This is a genomic window from Mesorhizobium sp. M0139 (assembly GCF_040322455.1).
Taxonomy (GTDB): Bacteria; Pseudomonadota; Alphaproteobacteria; order Rhizobiales; family Rhizobiaceae; genus Mesorhizobium.
Genome location: NZ_JAMYTN010000012.1, coordinates 242,524 through 257,030 on the forward strand (window position 1 = coordinate 242,524; position 14,507 = coordinate 257,030).

At 63.5% G+C, this 14,507-nt stretch carries 17 protein-coding genes; 9 read left to right on the forward strand and 8 right to left on the reverse strand.

Annotation, left to right across the window (positions count from 1 at the left end):
• Positions 1-118 precede the first annotated feature (118 nt).
• On the forward strand, positions 119-622 hold the full coding sequence (locus NKJ58_RS21905) for a glycosyltransferase (protein ID WP_023687105.1): 504 nt from the start codon (positions 119-121) through the stop codon (positions 620-622).
• Positions 623-875: 253 nt separating this feature from the next.
• Positions 876-1,850 (forward strand): hypothetical protein, encoded by a 975-nt coding sequence (locus NKJ58_RS21910; protein ID WP_023806763.1) that lies wholly within the window; start codon positions 876-878, stop codon positions 1,848-1,850.
• Here the strand turns inward: NKJ58_RS21910 and NKJ58_RS21915 are convergent.
• From NKJ58_RS21915 to NKJ58_RS21945, 7 genes are all read right to left on the reverse strand, one after another.
• Positions 1,840-2,271, reverse strand: a complete 432-nt coding sequence (locus tag NKJ58_RS21915; protein WP_023709898.1) for a GFA family protein — start codon at positions 2,269-2,271, stop codon at positions 1,840-1,842. The two genes, NKJ58_RS21910 and NKJ58_RS21915, sit on opposite strands and share 11 nt — an antisense overlap.
• Positions 2,272-2,395: 124 nt before the next feature.
• Positions 2,396-2,950, reverse strand: a complete 555-nt coding sequence (gene moaB, locus NKJ58_RS21920; RefSeq protein WP_023732120.1) for a molybdenum cofactor biosynthesis protein B — start codon at positions 2,948-2,950, stop codon at positions 2,396-2,398.
• The gene (locus NKJ58_RS21925) at positions 2,937-3,830 is read right to left on the reverse strand and encodes a 4-(cytidine 5'-diphospho)-2-C-methyl-D-erythritol kinase (protein WP_352519966.1); all 894 of its coding nucleotides are present in this window, start codon (positions 3,828-3,830) and stop codon (positions 2,937-2,939) included. Before NKJ58_RS21925 ends, moaB begins: the two co-directional genes overlap by 14 nt.
• A 26-nt stretch (positions 3,831-3,856) precedes the next feature.
• Positions 3,857-4,042: a membrane protein gene (locus tag NKJ58_RS21930; RefSeq protein ID WP_023668475.1), complete on the reverse strand. Its 186-nt coding sequence runs from the start codon at positions 4,040-4,042 to the stop codon at positions 3,857-3,859.
• Positions 4,043-4,114: 72 nt separating this feature from the next.
• Positions 4,115-4,972 (reverse strand): S49 family peptidase, encoded by an 858-nt coding sequence (locus tag NKJ58_RS21935; protein ID WP_352853791.1) that lies wholly within the window; start codon positions 4,970-4,972, stop codon positions 4,115-4,117.
• 120 nt (positions 4,973-5,092) lie between these two features.
• Complete coding sequence (locus NKJ58_RS21940; RefSeq protein ID WP_023702056.1) at positions 5,093-5,887, reverse strand: tRNA1(Val) (adenine(37)-N6)-methyltransferase; 795 nt, start codon at positions 5,885-5,887, stop codon at positions 5,093-5,095.
• Positions 5,887-6,111 (reverse strand): putative signal transducing protein, encoded by a 225-nt coding sequence (locus NKJ58_RS21945; protein ID WP_023692106.1) that lies wholly within the window; start codon positions 6,109-6,111, stop codon positions 5,887-5,889. Before NKJ58_RS21945 ends, NKJ58_RS21940 begins: the two co-directional genes overlap by 1 nt.
• Positions 6,112-6,332: 221 nt before the next feature.
• Here NKJ58_RS21945 and NKJ58_RS21950 point away from each other — a divergent pair, with 221 nt between their 5' ends.
• The 5 genes from NKJ58_RS21950 to NKJ58_RS21970 all read left to right on the forward strand — a co-directional run bounded on the left by NKJ58_RS21950 (position 6,333) and on the right by NKJ58_RS21970 (position 11,543).
• The gene (locus tag NKJ58_RS21950) at positions 6,333-7,349 is read left to right on the forward strand and encodes a polyprenyl synthetase family protein (protein ID WP_023668471.1); all 1,017 of its coding nucleotides are present in this window, start codon (positions 6,333-6,335) and stop codon (positions 7,347-7,349) included.
• Between the two features lie 87 nt (positions 7,350-7,436).
• Positions 7,437-8,105: a GntR family transcriptional regulator gene (locus tag NKJ58_RS21955; protein ID WP_023687112.1), complete on the forward strand. Its 669-nt coding sequence runs from the start codon at positions 7,437-7,439 to the stop codon at positions 8,103-8,105.
• 351 nt (positions 8,106-8,456) lie between these two features.
• Entirely contained in the window at positions 8,457-9,050 is a 594-nt protein-coding gene (locus tag NKJ58_RS21960; protein WP_023826012.1) for a biotin transporter BioY, read from the forward strand.
• 109 nt (positions 9,051-9,159) lie between these two features.
• Positions 9,160-9,576 carry a DUF1284 domain-containing protein gene (locus tag NKJ58_RS21965; protein ID WP_352462046.1) on the forward strand — a complete coding sequence of 139 codons (417 nt, stop codon included), beginning with the start codon at positions 9,160-9,162 and terminating at the stop codon, positions 9,574-9,576.
• A gap of 191 nt (positions 9,577-9,767) precedes the next feature.
• Complete coding sequence (locus tag NKJ58_RS21970; RefSeq protein WP_023828033.1) at positions 9,768-11,543, forward strand: tetratricopeptide repeat protein; 1,776 nt, start codon at positions 9,768-9,770, stop codon at positions 11,541-11,543.
• A 208-nt stretch (positions 11,544-11,751) separates the two neighbouring features.
• Here NKJ58_RS21970 and NKJ58_RS21975 read toward each other — a convergent pair whose 3' ends face one another.
• Entirely contained in the window at positions 11,752-12,213 is a 462-nt protein-coding gene (locus NKJ58_RS21975; RefSeq protein WP_023684366.1) for a GNAT family N-acetyltransferase, read from the reverse strand.
• A 176-nt stretch (positions 12,214-12,389) separates the two neighbouring features.
• On the opposite strand from NKJ58_RS21975, the gene NKJ58_RS21980 reads away from it, so the two are divergent.
• Together NKJ58_RS21980 and NKJ58_RS21985 are read left to right on the forward strand one after the other, a co-directional pair.
• A complete protein-coding gene (locus tag NKJ58_RS21980; RefSeq protein ID WP_023684365.1) occupies positions 12,390-13,334 on the forward strand; it encodes a glycine--tRNA ligase subunit alpha in 945 nt (314 codons plus the stop codon).
• A 397-nt stretch (positions 13,335-13,731) separates the two neighbouring features.
• The gene (locus NKJ58_RS21985) at positions 13,732-14,133 is read left to right on the forward strand and encodes an endonuclease domain-containing protein (RefSeq protein WP_023692101.1); all 402 of its coding nucleotides are present in this window, start codon (positions 13,732-13,734) and stop codon (positions 14,131-14,133) included.
• Positions 14,134-14,507: the final 374 nt, after the last annotated feature.

Genomic DNA, 14,507 nt, shown 5'->3' on the forward strand with positions numbered 1-14,507 from the left:
GTCGAATCGCTCTGTTCATGAAAATAATCCTATTTCGCTGATGAGAACAAAGCAAGAACTTTTTCGTTGGGCCATGCAAAACTGGCGTTGCGCCGGGCTTTCCGCTATTCGGCTAAAAATGCTCAGCGTTCTCATCGAAACCCGGGATGACGAAGAAGGCCTTGCCCGCACGCTCGCCTCGTTGATCGGCGGCGCGGTCGAGGGCGTGGTGCGCGATGTCATCGTCTGCGACACCGGCTCGACCGACCAGACGCATCGGGTTGCCGATCATGCCGGCTGCCACTTCGTGGCCGGCGGCATTGCCGCGGGAATCAGGCAGGCGAAGGGTGACTGGCTGCTGTTTCTGGAACCCGGCGCAAGGCTGGCGGAGGGCTGGATCGACGACGTTGTCGCTCACACGGCGCGGCAAACCATGCCGGCGCGCTTTTGCCGTGCGCGCGGCAGCCGCACGCCGTTCCTGTCACGGGTGTTTTCGGGCAACCGGGCGCTGGCCGAAGGGCTGGTCATCAGCAAGCGCCAGGCCGCTGCCCTGTCGAAGAACGCGCACAGCGCCGAAGCCCTTGCGCGCGGTCTCGCCACCAGGCGGCTCGACGCCGAAATCTGGCTGGCGCCGAAGAAGTGATGTTTCTCCCTTTTCCCGTTCCCAGGGAGAAGGGTGCCCGAAGGGCGGATGAGGAGCAGCGTCGGCGTCCCCCCGGAATTGACACTGTCCGCTGCGCCGTCCGGCTTTTTCGCCGCAAAAACCTATTGTGCATTGCACAAAAGCTGACGCGGGATTAGCATTCCGTTGATGCGGGATATCGGGGTTTGGGTAGTGCCGGAGCGGTAAGCAAGCGCCGCGTCGTCGTTGCTGCCGTTCATATCTGAGGACCCCGATGAACCTTTCGTCCCCTGACAAATCCGGCGCCCCCAGTCTGGAAGCCATTGCCCGCAACGGCAGCCTGCTCCGCCGCATTGCGGTGCGTATCCCGACCTATCTGTCCGACCTGCGCGAAAATCCCGCATGGCTGCCGATGTTCGTGCTTGCCCGCACCATGCCGGCGCGCAAGCTGCACTGGCTTGGCGCCAAAGCCGCGCGCCCCGCGCAGAGTGCCGGAGCGACGATGTTCAGGGGCGTCGACCTCAAGTCGATCGTCGCGGCGCTGCGCACCGATGGCCTGTTCTCCGGACTGGTCCTTCCGCAGGCAATCCACGAAGAGATCGCCAGCTTTGCTCAGAGCACGCCGTGCTTCGGCAATTTCGACCGCCGGCTCGAATTCATGCCCGGAGAACACGCAGAAGCCGAGAAGCGGTTCGGCCGCTCTTTGCTCAGCGGACACTATTTCGAGCGCATCCTCGGCTGCAAGGCGGCACTCGCCATCCAGAACGACCCGCTGCTGCTCGACATCGCCCAGCACTATCTGGGCGGGCAGGCAAAGCTGATCACCACGCGTGTCTGGTGGAGCTTTCCGACCGGCGAGGCTTCCGACGCCGACAAGAACCTTGCCTCGCTCGGCAAATATCATTTCGATCTCGACGACTGGCGGATGCTGAAATTCTTCTTCTATCTCAAGCCCTGCGATGCCGGCACCGGCCCGCATGTCTATGTCAAAGCCAGCCACAACAGGCGCAGCCTCAAGCACCAGCTGACGCTGCTGGTCGGCCATCCGGCGCAAGACGTGCTCAAGGTCTATGGCGACGACAGCCCGGTCACGCTGACCGGCGAGGCCGGCCTCGGCTTCGTCGAGGACCCGTTCGGCTTCCACATGGGCACCGTGCCGTCCACCACGCCACGGCTGATGATGGAGGTCGGCTTCGGCGTCTCGCCGCCCTCGCGCCGCCGCTTCCACGGCGAGCCGGTCATCCGCTGACGCCGGAGCGGATCTCGACCGGCATCCAGCGCGCTTGCCGCCGGGCAATGCGACCCTCTTTGTTCTCGGCATCATAGTCCATTGGGACCGGCTCGCGGTTGAACCGCGGCCGGTCATCCAGCGCATTGACGATGACGATCGCTCTCGGTTCGCCGTCGGTGGTCACAGCAGCGACATAGACGCCGCAGTCCCGGCAGATGAGATAATCGGCGGTGCGCAATCCGAACCGGTATCGGTGCAGCCGCGCCTCGTCCTCGACCGAGACGATCAATCGGCCCTGCGGATCGGCGGCGGCGCGCGAACCATGCCGGACACAGAACGCGCACTGGCAGGCGCGGATCTCCACCTCGGCCGGCTCGATTCCCGTTTCGAACGTCAGGTGGATGTTGCCGCAATGGCAGCCGCCGCGGTGCGCGCTCATTGGATCTCTTCCGTCTTGACTTGGCGACAGACTATCCGCCCGACGACCCGGAGGAAATGACCTCTCGAAGGCGCAGCCGCCATTCTGCCTGACAAAGGCAGCACTTGGCCGGCTTTGCCTTGGTTTACGAGGCGGCCTTGCCGCGCCGCAAATGCTCGTCCAGGCGCGGCATGATCTCGACGAAGTTGCAGGGCATGTGGCGGTAGTCGAGCTGCGGTTTCAGGATGCCGTCCCAGGCGTCCCTGCAGGCGCCGGGCGAGCCCGGCAGCACGAAGACGAAGGTGGCGTTGACGACGCCGCCCGTCGCCCGACTCTGCACTGTCGAGGTGCCGATCTTGTCGTAGGAAATGCGGTGGAACACTTCGGAAAAGCCATCCATGCGCTTCTCGAAGATCGGCTCCAGCGCCTCCGGCGTCACGTCGCGGCCGGTAAAACCGGTGCCGCCGGTGGTGATGACGACATCGATGTCTTCGTCGCGCGACCAGCCCAGCACCTTGTCGCGGATTTTCTCCCGGTCGTCGGTGACGATGTCGCGCGCGGCCAGGACATGGCCGGCCTCGACGATGCGATCGGCCAGCGTCCGCCCTGATTTGTCGTCGGCAAGGCTGCGCGTATCGGACACCGTCAGCACCGCGATGCGCACCGGGATGAAGGGGCGGCTTTCGTCAATTTTGGTCATCGGCCCCCTCCGAAGCGATGCTTCGTGTCGCGGCGACAAACCACTCCGGTTCGCGGCTGCGGATCTCGGCGGCGGCGCGCTTGGCGACATTGCCGGTCTCGAACAGTCCGAAGCATGTCGCGCCGGAGCCCGACATGCGCGAGAATCCAGATCCGGCCCTGTTCAGCAGGGAAAGCGCTCTGCCGATGGGCGGCTGTATTGCTTGCGCCGGTTCCTCAAGATCGTTGCGGGTGATCTCCAGCCAATTGCGGACGCCGTGGAAATCGAAACCGCGCGGCAGCGGCGGCAGTCCTTCATTGTCGCGTTTTTCAAGTGCATTGAACACATCGGGCGTCGAGACGGCGACGCCGGGATTGACCAGCACCAAAGCGAGCGCCGGAAAATCCGGCACCAGCGACAGCTCGTCGCCGACGCCACGCGCAACCAGCGGTTTTGCCGCAAGACACATCGGCACGTCGGCGCCGAGCGTGAGACCGATCCGGCTCAGTTCGGCCTCGCCGATGTCGAGCCCCCAGGTCCGGACAAGACCCTGCAATACCGCCGCCGCGTCGCTTGAGCCGCCGCCGACGCCGGATGCGATCGGCAGGTTCTTTTCCAGCCGGATGGCAACCGGCGGCGTGCTCTGCTGGCCGGCCTGCCTGCGCAGCGCCTCGCGCGCCTTCACCACCAGATTGCTGTCGTCGATCGGCACGGAAGTCGCGTAACGGCCCGATACGGAGAACCGGTCGGCGTCGGCAGGCTCGATCTCGACCCTGTCGCCGAAGCGGGTGAAAACGACCAGGCTCTCGAGCAGATGGTAGCCGTCGGCGCGCTTGCCGGTGACGTGCAGCGCCAGATTTATCTTGGCGGGCGCAAGCCACGTCCGGGCTGCGGCATCCAAACTGTCGGCTGCTGACGGGATGATGCTCAGTCCTTGGCCAGGCGGTATTCGCCGGTCTTAGGATCCTGGACCAGCGTGCCGTTGGTGCCGTTGGCTGCCTGCTTTTCGGTGCGCCGCACCTTGGCGGTCACACGTTCGGCCTCGCGGACGAAGGTGCGGTAGCCGAAATAAGCGGCTGCGCCGACAACTGCGAAGAAAATGATCTGTGGCATTTCAAAGCTCCTCCCTCGCAAGGCGGCAAGGCAGACTGTCAAGCCCTCATGCTAGACTCTTTCCCTGCTTTTTCAAAGCCCGAAGCGAGCCCACAATGCGCGCTCTTCCGCCGCATCGATCACGCCGCTTGCGGCGGCGGCGGCAATATCGGGCGCTGAAAAGTTCGAGCCGAACAGGCCGATGCGGCCAAACAGGCCACGCGGCGCGGTGACCAGCCTGAGCTGGGTTTTCGCGCCGAAGCGGGTTTTCAGTACCGTGCGCATGTCGCTCAACGCATCGACGAGGCCAAGCTCCAGCCCTTTCTTGCCGGTCCAGAACAGGCCGGTGAACAGGTCCGGATCGTCCTTCAGCTTGGTGCCACGGCGTTCCCTGACCAGGTCGATGAAGGTCTCGTGCACTTCCAGCTGCAGCGCCTTCAGGCGCTCGACGTCTTCCCTCTTCTCCGGCTTGAACGGGTCGAGCACCGCCTTGTTCTGGCCGGCGGTGTGGACACGGCGCTCGACACCGATCTTCTTCATCAACTCGGGAAAGCCGAACGAGGCCGAGACGACACCAATCGAACCGACGATGGAGGACGGATCGGCAAAGATCTCGTCGCCGGCGACCGCGATCATGTAGCCGCCCGAGGCCGCCACATCCTCGACGAAGACCAGCACCTTCTTGTTCTTCTCGACCGCGAGGTCGCGGATGCGCTTGAAGATCAGCCGCGACTGCACCGGCGAGCCGCCAGGCGAATTGATCGAAATGGCGACGGCGGGCGCATCGAACAGGAACGCCTTTTCGATGAGGGCGGCGGTGGACGCCAAGGAGAGGCTCGGCCGGAACGGGCCGTCGCCGGCCATGATGGTGCCATGCAGCCTGATGACGGGAATGGTGACGACGCTGGATCGGCAGGATTTCGGCAGCAGGCGGTTGAAAAGGCGGTTCACGAGGTGGCTGTCTCCAAATGGCTTCAACGCATGTAGGGATTTGCCGGTCAACGGCAATGCTGCAATCCATCTCAGCCAACTGTGTGCCGGTTTTGCGGCAACGACACTGACGGGCCCAAATCAATCGCCAAACAGCGACGCCAGTCCGTTGTTGATCATCTCGGTTCGTTCCGACGGGCCGTCGCCCGTTTGCCCATGCAGCATCAAAGGCGGGCGGATCGACAGCTTGCCGCGCGCGCCGAGCGCTGCCCTAACGACAATGCGGATTGCGGCTGCTTCCGGGCGCGGATGCACGGCCAGCATCTCGGCGTCGCCGAAGCGGCCCGACAGCGCATGGAGGAGGTCGCCAAGCTGTTCCGGCCGCGCAATGACGGCCAGGCCCCCGCGCGGCTTGGCGACGGCAGCCGCACTTCGGATCCAGCTCTCGAACAGCCCGTCGTCCATGACATGCGCTTGCCGCCGCAGCGGATCTGGCGTGGCGCGGTCCTGCGCCGCGTTGAAGGGCGGGTTCATGATGACGAAATCGAAGGAATTGTCGGCAAGGCCGGCTTGCGTCCGCGCCCGGCCCGACAGCGTGACGTCGGCGGTCAGCACCGAGGCGCGATTGCCGAGATGCGCATTGCCGGGATGGGCGAGCGTGGTTGTGGCGAAGCCTGCCATCTCGGTCGACCGTTCGACGAGCACGACCTGCGCCTCTGGGCAGCGCGACAGCACGGCAAGACCCGCCGCACCGGCGCCGGCGCCGAAATCGGCGAGGCGTCCAGCAAAGCCGGATGGAACTGCTGCCGCCAGCATCATGGCATCCATCCCGGCGCGATGCCCTGTCCTGGGCTGGACCAGCCAGAAGCGGCCGCGATGGAAGGCATCGACCGTATGGGCCGGCGTATCGCTGGTAAGCGCGCTCGCTTCAGCCATTATGTCTGGCGGATTTCGTTCTCGATGCCGGCGTCTTTCAAGATGCGCCGCGCCTGATCGGCCTGGTCGGCATCGACCATGACGCGCTTCTGCAAAAGACCGATCGACCCTTCGAGAATGCTCATGTTCTGGTCGGCGACGAAGCAGGCAATCCCGGCATCGCGCATCAGCGATTCGACAAAGGAGATGATCACGGCATCGTTGGTGCGCACGAGTTCTATCATCGGACGAAGTTCGCAGGTTGCAGCGTTGATGTAAACGCTGGAGCATGGCGCCGAAAAGTGTGGAGCGGTTTTCGGGCAACGGCATGCGGTCGCTAAGGTTGACACGCCGTCACCGCAGCCGCGCCAATTCGCCTCTTGCCGTGCCCGTATGTGCCGCCCTAGAGTCCCAGGCGGGACCAGGGTGCCGTCGCACGCGTGATCAAAGACGGGAGTGTTTGTTGGTGGGTGTCGTTCTCAACATCGAAAACGGGAAGCGGGAACCCGCCTCCATCAAGGATCTCATCGACCTGACAGCAGCCGATATGGGGCGCGTCAACAAACTGATCCTGTCCAAGGCCGGCTCCGACGTCGAGATGATCCCGGAGGTCGCCAACCATCTGATCTCGTCGGGCGGCAAAAGGCTGCGTCCCATGCTGACGCTCGCGGCGGCCCAGATGTTCGGCTATTCCGGCGAGGGCCACGTCAAGCTCGCCACCGCGGTCGAGTTCATGCACACCGCCACGCTGCTCCATGACGACGTCGTCGACGAGAGCGGCATGCGGCGCGGCAAAAAGACTGCCCGCATGATCTGGGGCAACCAGGCGAGCGTGCTGGTCGGCGATTTCCTGCTCGGCCAGGCTTTTCGCATGATGGTCGATGTCGGTTCGCTGGAAGCGCTCGACATCCTGTCCAGCGCCGCCTCGATCATCGCCGAGGGCGAGGTGATGCAGCTGGCGGCCGCCAAGAACCTCGATACCACCGAGGACGAGCATTTCGCCGTCATCAAGGCCAAGACCGCGGCGCTGTTCTCGGCTGCCGCCGAGGTCGGTCCGGTCATCGCATCGGCGACGCGCAACGATCGCGCCGCATTGCGCTCCTACGGCATGAATCTCGGCCTTGCCTTCCAGCTCATCGACGATGCGCTGGATTATGGCGGCTCCAGCCAGGAGCTGGGCAAGAATGTCGGCGACGATTTCCGCGAAGGCAAGGTTACGCTGCCGGTCATCCTCGCCTACCGGCGCGGCACCAAGGCCGAGCGCACCTTCTGGAAGCGCGCCATCGAGGACAATGTCACCGACGATGCCGGCCTGGAAAAGGCGATCGGCCTGATGACCCGCCATGGCGCCATTGCCGACACCATCGGACGGGCCCGCCATTTCGGCGAGATCGCCCGCGATGCGCTGGCACCGCTGGAGGCGACGCCGCAGAAATCGGCGCTCATCGACGTCATCGACTTCTGCATCAGCCGGGTGAACTGACCCGCGCCTGGCGCCAAAGCAAGTTTGCACGCAAAATCGGGCAATCACCGCTCGACAATCGGCAGCAGTGCAAATTATCTATAAAACATGGCAAAGACCGCAGACGACACCATCGCCGTGCGCATCAGCAAGGTGCTGGCGGATCGCATCATATCGGGCGCGATCGAACCCGGCGCCCGGCTGCGGCAGGATCACATCGCCGAGGAATTCCAGACCAGCCATGTCCCGGTGCGCGAAGCCTTCCGGCGCCTGGAGGCGCAAGGGCTGGCGGTCAGTGAGCCCAGGCGGGGCGTGCGCGTCGCCGCTTTCGATCTCGGCGAGGTAAGGGAAGTCGCCGAAATGCGGGCAGCCCTCGAAGTGCTGGCGCTGCGCCATGCCGCGCCGCATCTGACGGCTTCCATTCTCAACCTTGCCGAAGAAGCCACAAAGGCCGGCGACAAATCCCGCGATGTCCGCTCTTGGGAGGAGGCCAACCGCACCTTCCACCGGCTGATCCTGGCGCCCTGCGGCATGCCGCGGCTCATCGCCACCATCGACGATTTGCACGCAGCAAGCGCCCGCTTCCTGTTCGCCGCCTGGCGCTCGGAATGGGAAATCCGCACCGACCAGGATCATCGCGCGATCCTCAGCGCGCTGCGGCAAGGCAACACCGAATCGGCCGCCGCCACGCTTGGCCGGCACGTGCAGTGGATCGGCCAGAAACCAGTCAAGACCGCGTCGGGCAAGATGCGCGAAGCGTTTGCCATCGTCGGGTAGGGACGAAGGGACAAGTCGTCGGATTCCGCGCGTAGCGATCCTTCACACCCCCTCTGTCCTGCCGGACATCTCCCCCGCAAGCGGGGAGATCAACAGCTTTGCCGTTGCGTTAGTCCTGCAACGTCGGCCATTGGCGAAAGCAAAGGCGACATCCGATCTCCCCACTTGCGGGGGAGATGGCCGGCAGGCCAGAGGGGGGTGCTGTCCCGCCAGCCTTTCCAAATGTCCTTTATTCGACACGCAAGCCCAAGCCTTTTTAGGGTGAGGGTTGCCATTCCCGCGCAAATATGGATTCGATAATAGATCGAACAACAAAATTATCTATAATTTCAAACCAGCTAGGAAGCAACCATGACCGACATCGCCTTTTCGCCGTCCAAGCCGTCCTTCAGCCCGTTGCGCCTGCAAACCCGCTCGCATAGCTGGCAGGCCGCGGCCGTCGTCCTCGGTACGCTGTTTCTGGCGCTGTTGTCCCAGATCGAGGTGCCGATGGTGCCGGTGCCGGTCACCATGCAGACCTTCGCCGTGACGCTGGTCGGCGCACTTTATGGCTGGCGGCTTGGCGCCATGACCATCATCGCCTGGCTCGCCGAGGGCGCCGTGGGCTTTCCTGTCCTGTCCGGAGGGGCAGCGGGCGCGTCGTATTTCGTCGGGGCAACGGGCGGTTATCTCTTCGCCTTCCCGCTCGTCGGCGCGCTTGTCGGCTGGCTGGCCGAGCGCGGCTGGAACGGCAACCGCGTGCTGCTCGCCTTCGCCGGCATGGTCCTCGGCAACCTCGCCTGCCTGGTTCTCGGCACGGCCTGGCTCGCCGTCATGATCGGCCTCGAACAGGCCATCGCTTTCGGTTTCCTGCCATTCCTCGTCGGCGGCCTGCTGAAATCGGCGCTCGGCGCCGCGACGCTCAAGCTGTTTTGGAGCAACAAGGCGGACCCGGCAGGAGCATGATCCCGAAAGTAGAGTCCGGTTTTCGGAAGAGATCATGCTCAAACAAAAAAATGGAGCCCCATCCCGATACCATCGGGATGGAACAGGCTCCGCTGGTGCGTCCTGACCGATGACCGTCCGGCTGCGCTCCCACCATCTGCTTTGCCTGCTGACCTATATCGGCGAAGGGTACAGCGCAGCCTTCGTCGCCAACTATGACGTGATCGCGAAACGTCTGGGCCGGGGCGAGGATATTCTGATCGTCTCCGGCCCCGACGACATCTGCCGGCCGCTGCTCGGCGAGGCCGAGCCCCACTGCTTGCGCGAAAGCGCCGTAGGCCGGGACGAGCTGGCAGCACGCGATGTCGGCAAGCTGCTGGCCCGGCCGATCGAGGCCGGCGTCCGTCTCAGCCTCGACGCGGCAACGCTTGCCGCCTCGCGCGCGGCCTTTTCAGCCGGCGTGACGCGTGAGGCCTGCCAGGGTTGCGAGTGGGCCGGCCTGTGCAGCACGATAGCGGCAGGCGGATATCGCGATGTCAGGCTGTAGCTCCCAACCCCGATCTGCTATTGTCGGAACCGACAGTGTCTGCGTCGCCATGGTTTGTTAATCGGGTGACCCGATTGTGAATTCGGCCCGGATTGCAGCCTGACCCCAAAAAGGCCATGCTTTGTCAGGAAACATCGAGTCTATGGCTTCTCCGCGCCGACGCGGGATGGCGCTTGGCTGAAAGGGATACGATGCGGCAAGGACGTGCGCGCTGGCTCGCGGGGCTGGCAATTGTGGCAGGGATGGCGATTTCTCCGCTGCCTGCCTACGCCAAGGAATCGACCGACCCGGTCAAGATCACCTCCTTCTCGGGCGCCTATCTCGCCGCCCGCATCGCCGAAGGCGACAACGACCTCGACAATGCCATCGCTTATTACAAGCAGGCGCTCGCCTTCAATCCCGGCGACACCTCACTGCAGCAAAGCCTGATGCTGTCGCTGATCGCGCAAGGCCGCTTCGAGGAATCGCTGGTCTATGCCGACAAGCTCAAGGGAGTTCCCGACGTCGAGCGCTTCTCGCGTCTGGCTCTGGCGGTCGATTCCTTCCACAAGAAGGATTTCACCAAGGCGCAGTACTGGCTCAAGCTGTCGCTCGAATCCGATCTCGACCGACTGATTTCCGGCGTCATGTCCGGCTGGGCACAAGAGGGCGCCGGCGACCCCACCGGGGCGATGGCCTCGATCGACAAACTGCAGGGGCCTGACTGGTTCGGCCTGTTCAAGTCCTTCCACCGCGCGCTGATCGCCGATGCCGCAGGCCTATCGGACAAGGCCGACGCGCTTTATGACGCGACCCTGACCGACGTCACGGCCGGCGGTGCCGCGCCCGAGACATGGATGCGCAACGCCCAGGCCTACGCGTCTTTCCTGGCGCGCAAGGGCAACAAGAACAAGGCGCTCTACGTGCTCGACAAGGCCGAGGCGTTCGCGCCCGGCAAGCTCGACATCCAGGCGCTTCGCGACAGGATCAGCAAGGGCGACAAGATCGAGCCCTTCGTCGCCAGTCCCTCCGAAGGCGCCGCTGAAATCCTGCTCGACCTCGCCATCGCGCTCAATCGCGGCGGCGGCGAGCCGTTCGTGCGCCTCTATCTGCAATATGCGCTCGCGCTCAAGCCAGACAGCGACGCCGCTTTGGTGCAGCTTGCCGCCGTTGCGGAGCAGCTGAAGGACGGCGAAGGCGCCATTGCGCTCTATAGCCGCATTCCAGCCTCCTCGCCGCTGAAGGAGCTTTCCGACCTGCAGCTCGGCCTCAACCTTGCCGATCTCAACCGTCACGACGAGGCGATCGCCCATCTCAAGGCATTCGTCGAAGCTCACCCCGATGACATGCGCGCCTATCTGGCGCTGGGCGGGGTCTATGCCTCGAAGGAGGATTTCCGCTCCGCCGCCACTCTCTACGACAAGGCGGTCGCGGTGCTGAAGACGCCGACCAATGCCAACTGGAACATCTACTATCAGCGCGGCATCGCCTATGAGCGGCTGAAGGAATGGCCCAAGGCCGAACCGAACTTCCTCAAGGCGCTGGAACTGTTCCCCGACCAGCCGCAGGTGCTGAACTATCTCGGCTATTCCTGGGTCGACATGAACATGAACCTCAAGGAAGGCCTGGCGATGATCCAGAAGGCCGTCGACCTCAGGCCGAGCGACGGCTACATCGTCGATTCGCTGGGCTGGGCCTATTTCCGCATGGGCCGGTTCGACGACGCCGTGCGCGAAATGGAGCGCGCCGTGTCGCTCAAGCCGGAAGATCCGGTGCTCAACGACCATCTCGGCGATGCCTATTGGCGCGTCGGCCGCAAGCTCGAAGCCACTTTCCAGTGGAACCAGGCGCGCGACCTGAAGCCGGATCCCGATGTGCTTGCCATTTTGCAGCAGAAGCTGATGAAGGGCCTGCCGCCGATCGAATCCAACACGGCGCAGGAAACCCCGAAAGTCAAGCCGGCCACCCCGCCAGCGCCGAAAGGGTGATCGGGCCATACTTCTGATGAAACGGGGCTCGCTGAGCCCCGTTTTTGTTTCGGCTTGGCGTCTTAGAGCAATTCCAGGAAAAGTGTGCGCGGTTTTCCGTTCGGAATTGCGACAGAACAAAGAGATAGAGACGCCCTATCGCGATCGTCATTCTATGGCGGAGCAAGGAGCGAAGCGACGCGGCGCAGACCCAGCGTTGGCGCTCATTCTAGAACAGCTTTCGGTAGACGACGAAGCCCGAGAGATCGCCGATCTTGTCGTAGAGCTTCATCGCCGTGTGGTTGGTTTCGTGTGTCAGCCAGTAGACGCGGCTGGAGCCTGCGGTTTGCGCCCTGGTATAGACGTCTTCGATCAGTGCCCGGCCGACGCCCTTGCCGCGCGACGCCTCATTGGTGAAGAGGTCCTGCAGATAGCAGTTCGGCGAAATCGCCGTCGTGGTGCGGTGATAGAGATAGTGGACAAGACCGAGAAGCTTGCCTTCGCTCTCCGCGACCAGCGCATGCATAGGCTCATAGGCATCGAAGAAGCGCGACCATGTCATTGCAGTGATGTCACCGGGCAGGGCGGTCTCCCCCGAGCGGCCGTAAAACGCATTGTAGCCGTCCCACAGCGGCAGCCATTGCTCGTAATCCTCTCGGGTGACGGGGCGTACGGTGAGCTGGCCTTGCATGGCTGAACCTCTGTCGTTGAAGCTGGGCGAGCAAACGGCCACCGGCACCGTCCGGCAATGGGCCAGTCCGAAGCAAAGCGTTCAACCTCTCATCAAGGCGGCGATAGGCGCTGCCTTGACGCTAGCCGGCCCGGCAACTAGGGAATGGCATCATTTCAGCGCTTTCCGAGGCCGCCGTGACGTCAGACAGTCCAGCCCATATACATCCCAGCCGCTCGTTCCAGGGGCTGATCCTGACCCTGCACAATTACTGGGCCGCCTATGGCTGCGTCATCCTGCAGCCTTACGACATGGAAGTCGGCGCCGGCACCTTCCATCCGGCCACCACGCTGCGCGCGCTCGGGCCCAAGGGCTGGAACGCCGCCTATGTCCAGCCCTCGCGCCGGCCCAAGGACGGCCGCTACGGCGAAAACCCCAACCGGCTGCAGCATTATTACCAGTACCAGGTGATCCTGAAGCCCAACCCGCCGAACCTGCAGGAGCTCTATCTCGGCTCGCTCAAGGCGATCGGCGTCGATCCGTTGCTGCACGACATTCGCTTCGTCGAGGACGACTGGGCAAGCCCGACGCTTGGCGCCTGGGGGCTCGGCTGGGAGTGCTGGTGCGACGGCATGGAAGTGTCGCAGTTCACCTATTTCCAGCAGGTCTGCGGCATCGAATGCGCGCCGGTGGCGGGAGAACTGACCTACGGCCTGGAGCGGCTGGCCATGTATGTGCAGGGCGTCGACAATGTCTACGACCTCAACTTCAATGGCCGAGAAGGCGCCGAAAAAGTCACCTATGGCGATGTCTTCCTGCAGGCCGAGCAGGAATATTCCAGGCACAATTTCGAATATGCCAACACCGCCATGCTGCTCAGGCATTTCGAGGACGCCGAAGCCGAATGCAAGGCGCTGCTCGCGGCCGGCGCCCCGGCTTCGAACGACAATCTGCCGATGCACCGCATGGTCTTCCCGGCCTATGACCAGTGCATCAAGGCCAGCCACGTCTTCAACCTGCTCGACGCGCGCGGCGTGATTTCGGTGACCGAGCGGCAGAGCTACATCCTGCGGGTGCGCAATCTGGCGAAAGCCTGCGGCGAGGCATTTTTGCAGACCCAGGCCGGCGGGCTCGCCGCCTGAGGCTCACTTCATCATTTCGAGGGAAATGTTGATTGGGGCCAACATCGGGCCAGTCGACCCCGCCATGGTCCGCATAGCCTGCCGTACGCCCGGCATCGAGAAGGCGCCATGCACCTGCGCGGCGAAACAGGCGCTGAGCGCGATGATCTGGAGAAGTCTCGATGCCGTTTTCATGGTCGTTCAGCCAATAGGTCCCTGCCTGAGCGTTGGTCGCTTCAGCGCTGCGTTTGGTTCATGGAAATCTTTGATCAAAGGACGGGCGGGCTGGTTGCGGCCCGACAGGGGGGGTCAAAATTCCTGGAAACAGCGGTCAGCCGAGTTGCCATGCCCTCTTACCTCCCCCTAGATGGGGGAGGTCGCCGCGAAGCGGGGGGTGGGGGTGACAGCGCGACGTTCCATGCCAAAACTCGATCGATTCAAGCTGCAGTCTGCGCAAAGGCTTCGCGCGGCGATGACCGACGAGGAACGCATCCTGTGGCGGCATCTGTGGCGCATTCCAGTAGAAGGCACTCATTTTCGCAGGCAGGCGTCGGTAGGCGTTTACTTCCCTGATTTCATCTCCCACCGGCTGAAGCTGATCATTGAGGTGGACGGTGCCCATCACAGCTTCGATGACCAGCTGCGCCATGACGAGCGTCGAACGAAATGGTTCGAGAGCCAAGGCTACCGCGTCATTCGCTTCTGGAACCATGAAATCAAAAACGAACTGGATTCCGTGCTCGATACGATCTATGCGGCGGTGGAAGAACGAAAATCACACCTGCGTTTGCGCGATGGTGCCGAAGGTATCGGCGGCTGAGAGGTCGCCACCCCACCCCGGCGCTACGCGCCGACCCTCCCCATCAAGGGGAGAGTGGGAGCTTAACCATGCCAGACCTGCTCTTAGAACTTCGCTCCGAGGAAATCCCCGCCCAGCCGCGCGTCCGCAGCGCCGGAGGCGCGAGGACGCGCAATCAGGAAGAAGGCATGCGGGTGGAGAAACTCTGATGCCTGATCTTTTGCTAGAACTTCGCTCCGAGGAAATCCCCGCCCGGCCGCGCAACCGCAGCGCCGGAGGCGCGAGGACGCGCAATCAGGGAGAAGGCATGCGGGTGGAGAAACTCTGATGCCTGATCTTTTGCTAGAACTTCGCTCCGAGGAAATCCCCGCCCGGCCGCGCAACCGCAGCGCCGG